Source organism: Paenibacillus doosanensis (assembly GCF_025060755.1).
Taxonomy (GTDB): domain Bacteria; phylum Bacillota; class Bacilli; order Paenibacillales; family NBRC-103111; genus Paenibacillus_S; species Paenibacillus_S doosanensis.
In genome coordinates, this window is the sequence record NZ_JANYUY010000042.1 from 60,561 (window position 1) to 69,964 (window position 9,404).

General features: G+C 60.7%; 4 protein-coding genes. 1 reads left to right on the forward strand and 3 read right to left on the reverse strand.

The features are described 5' to 3' along the window. Positions 1-129: 129 nt before the first annotated feature. Positions 130-948 (reverse strand): helix-turn-helix domain-containing protein, encoded by an 819-nt coding sequence (locus N0M98_RS24405; protein ID WP_259619445.1) that lies wholly within the window; start codon positions 946-948, stop codon positions 130-132. Positions 949-1,082: 134 nt separating this feature from the next. Between N0M98_RS24405 and N0M98_RS24410 the strand changes: the two genes are divergently transcribed. Continuing rightward, on the forward strand, positions 1,083-3,341 hold the full coding sequence (locus N0M98_RS24410) for an FAD-dependent oxidoreductase (protein ID WP_259619446.1): 2,259 nt from the start codon (positions 1,083-1,085) through the stop codon (positions 3,339-3,341). A 173-nt stretch (positions 3,342-3,514) separates the two neighbouring features. Here the strand turns inward: N0M98_RS24410 and N0M98_RS24415 are convergent, their stop codons facing one another. Together N0M98_RS24415 and N0M98_RS24420 are read right to left on the reverse strand one after the other, a co-directional pair. Next, a complete protein-coding gene (locus N0M98_RS24415) occupies positions 3,515-4,483 on the reverse strand; it encodes a PfkB family carbohydrate kinase (RefSeq protein ID WP_249860831.1) in 969 nt (322 codons plus the stop codon). Positions 4,484-4,789: 306 nt separating this feature from the next. Continuing rightward, positions 4,790-8,686 (reverse strand): hypothetical protein, encoded by a 3,897-nt coding sequence (locus N0M98_RS24420; RefSeq protein ID WP_249860830.1) that lies wholly within the window; start codon positions 8,684-8,686, stop codon positions 4,790-4,792. Positions 8,687-9,404 lie beyond the last annotated feature (718 nt).

A 9,404-nucleotide genomic window follows, 5' to 3' on the forward strand; every position in this document is an offset into this window, starting at 1 on the left:
CTATTGCAAATAGGCGACAGGCCGTTGCAACATTGCGACATGGCGGAAGAGACTGCTTCCCGCCTTGCTATATTTTTGGCCGGAAAATGCCTTATAACGACGCGTTAGAGTGGGAATCATCTCCGCCAGTCAAACTCGATGCCTGCTGCGGAATTGCGACGGGCTCATGTTCATCGTTTTGGAAAAGACGCGGCTCAAATAAAAGCCGTTCTCGTAGCCGCACTGCTCGGCGATCCGCTCCAGCGTCCAATCGGTTTCGAGCAGCAGCCTCTGCGCGAGCTGTATTCTTAATGAAGTTAAATAATCCATCGGCGTGATCCGGTAAGCGGCCTGAAACCGCCGGGTGAATTGCACCGGGCTTAAGCCCAGCTCGCGGCTTAACCGCTTCAGGACGACGGGGCCGAAGGCATGCCGACGCAGCCACTCCTGCGCCCTGCGCATGGCGGGGTCATCCGCGGGCTGTCTGCCTGCAAGCTCGGCCAGCTCCTGCTCCAGCGCGTACTGCTGCCATAAATCCCGGCCAAAATGAGTCCACTGCCGCATCCGTTCCGGCTGATTCGCAAGGCTCGCCATCTGTCTCATTAAAGCGTAAGTAGCGCTCAGCCTGCCATGCCCCGTCAGCCGGACATGTACCGGCAGCACGGTATCCGGCGCGGCTTGCCCCTCCGCCCGCGCTCCCTGCGCAGGCTTCCAGCGCAGCGTGTAGAAATGAAAGGACAGGGGCGCGATCACTTCCCGCTCAAACGCGGTGCCCGGAGGGCACAAGATCAGATCGCCGAACCCGGCTTGACCTTGAGCCTCACCTATTGTGTAGCGAAACGAGCCTTCTTCGACGGCAAACATCACCCAGTAGTCATAGGTGTCTTCTTTTAATAAAAAGGCTTCCTTCAAATGCCAGTACGTATGGCTGAGCGCCTCCGGCTGCCATCTCCCCTCCGCTCCGCTCATGCTTCTCTCCCTTTCAAAAGGACTATGAAATTCCGTATATGCCTTATGTTAAATCAGTGCATGTTAAAAGTAAAATAGCAATCATATAATGAAATTATAGATACGCCATTCCATGTCCTTGAGGTGAGCCATTGATGAAATACGAAACGATACGAACCGATATTACGGTCGTCGGAGGGGGGTTGTCCGGGGTCAGCGCCGCCGTCGCAGCGGCCCGGTTAGGGCGAACGGTCGCACTCGTCCAGAACCGTCCCGTTCTCGGAGGCAACTCCAGCAGCGAGGTTCGCGTATGGGTATGCGGCGCTACCGCTCACGGAACGAACCGGTATGCCCGCGAAACCGGCATTATGGGCGAGCTGCTCGTCGAAAACCAGTTTCGCAATCCGGACGGCAACCCGTACTACTGGGATCTTGTCGTGCTTGAAGCGGTGCTTGCTGAGCCGAACATTCAATTGTTTTTGAATACGGACGTGCATGAGGTGGAGGCGGAGGGAGATGCGGAAGACCGCCGCATTCGTTCCGTTACCGGGTGGATGATGGGATCGGAGCGCCGCATTCGGTTTGAAAGCGCTATATTCGCCGATTGCACCGGGGACGGCCTCGTCGGCTTCCTCGCCGGAGCGAAATACCGGGTAGGCCGCGAGGCCAAGCACGAATATAACGAAGACTGGGCACCCGACACGGCAGACGGTATTACGCTCGGCAGCACGCTGCTGTTCTATACGAAGGATGCGGGGCATCCGGTCAAATATGTGCCGCCCGGCTTCGCCAAAGATATAACGCAGACGTCCATCCCGATCAAGCGGGTCATCCGCAGCGGCGATTCCGGCTGCCATTATTGGTGGATCGAATGGGGCGGCGAGCTGGACACGGTGCACGAGAACGAGCGCATCCGCGACGAGCTGTGGGCCGTCATTTACGGCATCTGGGACTATATTAAAAATTCCGGCAAGTTCGACGCCGAGCATATGACGCTCGAATGGGTCGGCTCCCTGCCCGGCAAACGGGAATACCGCCGGTTTATCGGCGACTATGTGTTGAATCAGAACGATATTCTCGCTCAGCGGGAATTCGAGGACCGGGTCGCCTTCGGCGGCTGGTCGATCGACCTCCATCCTCCGCAGGGGATGTATTCGGCCGAGAGCGGGTCGAAGCATTTGCATGCGGACGGGATTTATCATATCCCGTTCCGCTCGCTCTACTCGGCGAACGTGTCGAATCTGATGTTTGCGGGACGCAACATCAGCGCCTCTCACGTCGCCTTCGGCACGACGCGCGTCATGGCCACGTGCGCGGTGATCGGCGAGGCCGCGGGCACCGGCGCGGCGCTGGCCGTGCAGCACGGCGCGACGCCGCGCGCCGTGTACCGCGAGCACCTGGCGGAGCTGCAGCAGACGCTGCTGCGCCAGGACGCTTCCGTCATCGGCCTGCGCAGCGCCGATGTAAGGGATTTGGCCCGCCGTGCCAAGGTCACGGCGTCCGGCACGCTGCGCCTGCTCGCGGTTGAGCAGGCGAGCGGCGTAATCCCGCTGGACCGCGATGCGGGCCTGCTGGTGCCTGTGTCGCCGCGGCTCGAACGGATCGAGCTGCTGGTGGATGCGTCGGCCGAGGCGAAGCTGGAGGTCGAGGTGTGGAGCACCGGCCGGGCGGAAAACTATGTGCCGCATCGGCGCGAAGCGAGCGGCTCGGCGGCGGTAGCCCCGGGCGAACGGCAGTGGATCAGCGTACCGCTGCGCTGGGAGCCCGGGACGCCTCAACACGCCTTCGTCATCGTGAAGGCGAGCGATCTGCTATCCTTGCATTTCTCCAGCGAGCCGCAAACGGGGGTGCTCTGCTTCGCCAAAAACGACCGGCCTCTCGTATCCACAAATCTCGAAGATCATCAGCCCGAGCAGCCGGTCGTACAGTGGAGCATGCGGCAGCATGTGCGCAAGCCGTATTGCTTCCGGTTGTTTCCGGAAACCGAAGCATTCTCGCCGGACCGGGTGACCGACGGTTATCTCCGTCCGTACGGGCAGCCCCATCTTTGGATTTCGCAGCCGCTTGGCCAGGGGCAACCGGCGTCGCTCGAGCTGCAGTGGCAAGAAGCCATGACGATGAACGAGATTCATCTCGTATTCAACGACGACGTCAACGAGGATCTGATCAATCTCCATCATCATAAAACGCCGTTCGATGTCATCCCCGAGCTCGTCCGCGATTACCGGCTGGAGGCGCTGCAGGACGGCGGCTGGGTTACGCTGCATGAAGAGAGGGCGAACCGCAAGCGCAAACGGGTGCACCGGATCGCTTCTCCCGTGACGGCGGACCGTCTGCGACTCGTTGTCGAATCGACGAACGGCAGCTCTCGTGCCGAAGTCGTGGAGATCCGGGTATACGATACGGAAGCGTAAAGCCGCGCAAAGCGGTAATACGCCACAGAGCAGAAAGCACAGAGCACAAAGCGAAGCTGCGGCATATAAACGGGGGAGACCGTTACTTGCGAAGCTTGCGAAGTCTTCTCCAAAAAATAACGACAGAAGGGAACCCGGTGGCCGTCGCACGGCCCGGATTCCCTTCTTCCGTCTTAGAGCGCTTCCACTTCCGCCAAAGTCGGCAAAGCGGGAATCGCTCCGCGCCTAGTCGTCGTAATGGCGCCTACCTTGTTGGCAAAGCGGAAAATTTGCACAACCGCCGCCTCGTCCGAGAATACCCCTTCCAGCCGTTCCGCGGTAATCCCGCTTTCCGCCAGCTTGAACAGCATAGCCCCGACGAAGCTGTCGCCCGCTCCCGTCGTATCGACCGCCTTGACCCGAACACCGGGAACAAGGGTCATCGCCCGTTTGGTAACGACACAGCAGCCTTCCTCCCCGCGCGTGACGACGACCGATCGCGCCCCCATATCAAGCAGCTGCTGCACAGCCTCGCCCGGTTCGCATTGCAGCAGGAACGAAGCTTCCTCCTCGCTAACCTTCAGCACGTCGGCCAAGCCGATATGCTGCAGCACCTCCTGCCTCATCGTCTCCTCATCCGGCCACAGCGCAGGCCGTAAATTCGGGTCGTAGGAGATCAAGCCTCCCGCTTGCTTCACTTTGCGCGCCGCCTCCAGCGTTGCCGTGCGGCAAGGCTCGCTGATCAGGGATACCGAGCCGAAATGGTATATCGCCGCATCTTCCAGCCACTCTTCCTCAATCTCTTCATCCTTCAGCAGCATATCTGCAGCCGGATCGCGATAAAACAAGAAATCCCGCTCCCCGTCATGGCGGAGCGATACGAAGGCCAGACCCGTGCGCGCCTCCTCCGTCTCGACAAGCGCCGCTTCGACTCCCGCGGCGATCAGCGTGCTGTGCAAATAATTTCCGAACGCATCGCTGCCTACCTTCCCGATGAACCGGGAAGCGCCTCCGAGCTTCGCTACGGCGGCGGCCACATTGGCGGGGGCGCCGCCCGCCGCCCGCTGAAACGCCGGGACCCGTTCCAAAGCTTGACCGCTCTGCTCCGGCATGAAATCGATCAAAATTTCACCCAAACACACTACCATCGCTCGATCGTTCATTCATCTACCCTCGCTTATATTTGCCTATGTATTGACCAGACGTTAAATTCAATCTCTCACCCTTAACCATAGCACAAAAACCGGGTAAAGGCACGTGCCTTCCCGGTTGTTTCAAGCGATAACCGCGATAACAGACGAACGACTGTCGAAGGCGTTCCCAGATGAGCGGCCGCCCTGCAGAAGTGTGGCGAACAAGTGGCCGGAGAACCGATAGAGACCTGGAACAGCGAGACGGAAACCCGTACCGACCGCAGTCGGTACATAGATCGCCGCACTTCCCGATCCTTCGATTTTTTGATTAGCAAACTATCGTGGCTGGGACTTCGCCAAAATGCGGATCGGGCCGTACAGCCCCCCGCTCGGGAACCAGCGCTGCCAGTCCCGCTCCTCCTGCGTCCCGCGGTCCTCCCAATAAGCCACATCGGGATTGCCGCCGACAAGACCGGTCGGCCTGCCGATCTCGTAATGGGTGCCGAGCGTATTGGTTACCCGGATTCGCAGCCGGTGTTTCCCGTCCGGCAGCGCAGGCAGAGCGAACCGGTACGGCCTCCACAGACGCACGCCCAGCGGCTGCCCGTTCACCCATACTTCGGCCGTACCCCGAACATGCCCGAGATCCAGCTGCGCATCCTGCAGCCCTTGCACCTCCAGCGTCCGCTCGTACTCCACCGCCCCGCTGTGATGCGGCAGGCAAAGCGCCGACCGCCAATCGCCGAGCGAACCCGACACCGGCGCCGTCTCCATCCGGATCGGCGACAGCAGCACCGCCCCTTCCGTCTCCGCAGCGGCCGGAACGATGCGGAGCACCGCTGCCGTACCGGCCGGCCGAGGGGCGAATGCGGCGACGCCCGAGCTGACCGCTACTTCTTGACCGCCGATCCACAGACGCGCCTCGCCCGCACATTCGAATCGCAGGCGGTTCGTCCCGACCGGAAGCGGAAACCGCAGCCAGACCGGGCGGCCGATAGCGCCCGGATCTGCGGAGAACGGCAGCGGAGCCGGATCGGGAACGGAATCGGGCATAAGCCAGCCTACCCGCGGCAGCGGGTGAGGCCTCGCCGCAATCCACAAGGACTCCGTCTCGGCAAATTGCAGGACGGAGAAATGGTGAACGCCCGGCGCTTCTCCCCGCTCATCGCGCCAGTCTTCTCCCGTGCAGAAGCCGAGCGGTCCGCCGCCCCGGTACTCTACGACTCCGTCGGCGAATACTTCTCCCTTTCCTTCGGGAAGCGCAAAGCGCACTTCGTTGACGCCCTGCCGCCATAAGGCCGTTACGTCGACTTCCTCCTGGCCTTGGCGGATATACGGATTGAAATCGCCGTGCTCGGTCACCTTCGTCCCGTTGACATACAATACCGCCCGGCCTCGCGCCGCAAATACGAGGCGAACCCGCTCGACGGGAAGCCCGGGCTCGCAAGCAACGCGCTTGATTAACGCCGATTGCCCGCTCGGATTGCGGCTAAACAGCCATTTCGGCAGCGGTTCTCTCGCCTGTCCGGACACTTCGACCGCCGCCCTCATCAGGCCGTTGCCGATAGCCTGCGCCCGCAGGATCAATTCATTGCTCCCGGCGCGCAGTTCGACCCAAGCCGTACGCTCCTCCGGGCCGCCGTTCCAAGCAATTTCTTCGCCGTTAACGGTTCCGTCCAATTGGGAGTTGCTTTCGGTGCGAATCCAATAGATTCCCGCAGCCGGAGCCATCACGTAGGTGCGGGCGCAGACGAATTCGCCCTTGCTGCAGCGGCCCAAATTCAGGAAGCGGCGCGGAACGCGGCCCATCCGCCCGGCCCATGACCGCATCGCGAGGTCTCCGAATACGGCGCTGTACACGAGCGGTTCGGCGGCGCTATCGTCGAACCGCTCCCCCTTGCATACATGCCAGTACGCGGCCTCGCTCCACAATCTCGGCAGCCACCCCGTTTCGTCCAGTCCCGGCAAATGCCAACCGGACGGCTCCCCGTCCGCTTCCTCCTTCTCCAGCCGTACATTCATCATCCGCCGTTCCGTAGGCACGAAGCCCCTGCCCGCGCCATGCAGATCGAAATCTCCGTACCGGTTGTCCAGCGTAGCTTCCACGCGCACGCGCCAATCGTCGGAAGGCAGCTCAATATGCGCACCGCTTCCGGCAGCCGGTTCCGCATCTCCAAGCTCCGCGGGAAAGGGCCTGACGCGCGCCCGATCTTCCTCGGCGACAGGCTCCCTTCCGCCGAGCAGCGCTGCGGCCGCCGCTTCGTCCTCGGCGCATACGATCAAGGCGGCCGGCCATGAAGCGAAAGGCACTCTCGCTTCTATCCAGTCCCCGTCCCGTTCATAGGCGATCGGTTCCGCCCTGCCGACGACAGGATTCCACAGCTGGGGAACGCGCTTTGTCCGCAGGCGGTAGACGGCCGATTCCGCCGCTGCCGTTTCCGGGGTTGCCGGCTGATGCATGGCAAGCAGCTCTTCGCTGCGCGGGAGCAGCAGGAACAGATCCGCGTCCTCCGTCCGCCGGTGCAGCGCCTCGCCCGGCCCTTCAATCCGCCGCGGAATCCGCGATTCGATCAGAGCGGCCGCCTCCTCGGCATCGCTTGCGTAGACGACGCCGGCCCAATTCCGCTCCGCTTCTGGAACGTCCACGCCGATGACGAAGCCGCCTTCCCGCAGCCACTGCTCCAGCCTGCGTCGCGCCTCCCCGTCCATCACTGTCGTTCCGCACAGAATAACCACGGCGAAGGATTCCTCGGCTATGCTCAGCCGCGCTCCCTCCGGCACCGCCTTCATCAAAGCGGTGTCATCCGCGATGTCAAAATCAAGCTGCGATCTGCGCAGCGCGCCCGGCAGCTCGGATTGGCGGCGGCTCCAGCTTCCGGCCACTTGCCGGTACACCTTCTGAATATGCGTAACCTGCTCATTCGGGTCTTTATTGGCTACTCCCATCGGATGCTCGTTCTTTTTGCCGTCGGCCAACGATAAATAACCGCAGACCGCGTGGGAAGGGTAATGTACGGCAATATCGCACACATGGGCTCCTGCGCTCAGCATGTAGCAGATGCGGCTGATCGTATCGGCGAATACCGGATAGTGCTCAAAATACGGCTGACGCCAGCCCGTATCCGGCGGCGCCCATTCCCACCAGCCTCCGCGCGTGCTGTAATAAACGGAATGCGGGCTGTACACCGTAGCTCCCGCCTGAAACCATGGAATGAGCCAATGCATCGTCTCCTCCAGCGTCCCTCCCCATCCGCTGGAATGAAACGCTTCCAGGAACACTCGGGAGCCGCCGTGCAAGTGCACCATCGAGGCATGCGGCTTGATTTCCCCGTCCATATCCGTTCCGGGAGCGTTGTACCAGCGATGCGTCCGGAAATAATCGAGGTACAGGCGCTGCGCCCCATGAGGATCGGCCCTTCTCGCCGGACCGGCCTGATCGCAGCACAACAGCATGCCCCGCTCGCTGTGCCAGCGTCCGAGCGGAATAAAGAACGAGCGCTCGGCCAGCTCCGCCGAGAGCCGGTACACTCTGCGGCGCACGTCCGCGGAGCCGGGAAGCGGGTCGAACAAAGCCGGCAGCAGCGGCAGCAGTTCGTCCCCGTGGCGTTCCCGGTACAGCTCCGCAAGCTCCGGCGTCCACAGCGGAAACGGCGGCAGCTCGTCCTGAAAGCTGCCCGCTATCGTGCGCCCCAGATCGGCGGGGAAGCGCCGCTCCATCTCCCCGTGCACCCGGTCGATCAACTCCTGCGAAGCCGCAGGGTCGAGCCAGTTGAACCCCTGTCGCACGGCGGCATAGGTATAGCCGTCTGCTTCATATAGCACTTCCGCAGAAGGAGGCAGCTCCTCTCCGGCCTCGAACCGCTTCAGCCGGTAACCTGCGGCTTCCGGCCGTTCCGTTACGATTCGCGCCGGCATATTCGCGCCGGAGAACCCGATTTGATCGTAGAACCAGACATACATGCCAAGACGCTCCGCTTCGCGAACGGCGACCTCGAACATATGCCACCACACTTCGCTGGAGAAAGCGGGCCGGTCGCTTACGGAACCGTACTGCGGACCCGTAGGCGCCAGATTGATAATCCCGATGTTGCGCATGCCGCCTTCCCGGAATTTGCGCAGCTGCCAACGGACTCTCTCCTCCGTAACCTCCTCGGCGCTCCACCACCAGAAGGGCACCGGCCCGTAGCGCGGATCGACCTTGGCGAATTGCTCATACATGCAGGCTAACTTCATCTTTTATCTCCTTCCTAAGATCGGTTGTAGCACCCAATTCCGCTTTTATTGCCCTATCATAAGCGGACTCGGGACCCCGTTCTAGGGGAGGATCGCATCATTTCATACCCGATAACGACCATTTTGTGCACGTTCGAGCACAGGAACAAATCCCCCAAAAGTGACGTGATGCTCTGAAGCTTATTCCGTCCGCATCCAGCCTAAGCTGGATCGGCGTCTAACCATTCCTCTGGGATCGTTCTATGGGTAGACTTTACTTTCCGGGGTGCCCACGGATATCCACAAGAAATTGCCGCGCATCATTTCCTAAACAACAAAAAAGCGTCCTTATCCGCCGTAGCGGGCAAGCACGTTCTCTCACTTGCTTTAGAAGGGTGGTGAAAAAGTCCGCTGCGGCGTCCATTTGATCCTCCAATCGCTGTTGAAAACGGATTCTTTGGATTGTTTTCTCATTTTTCTGTGGAGAGAATCCGTTTTCAAAGGCGAACGCTTACGCTTTTCCAGATTCAAATGGCCCCTCCGCTCTTTTTTCACCACCCTTTTAGGAGTCTGTCCGACGAAACAGGAAAAGCATAGTTTCGTCGCGAAACTTAACTGTAATCTGTTTATCTGGTAAAAAAGGGTGTGTGGTTTATGGCAAAATTTAAATCTTACTCCACGGAACAAGGTGAATTGTTTCCGATGTATTTGAGCGATTGGATCCCTGAAGATCATTTAG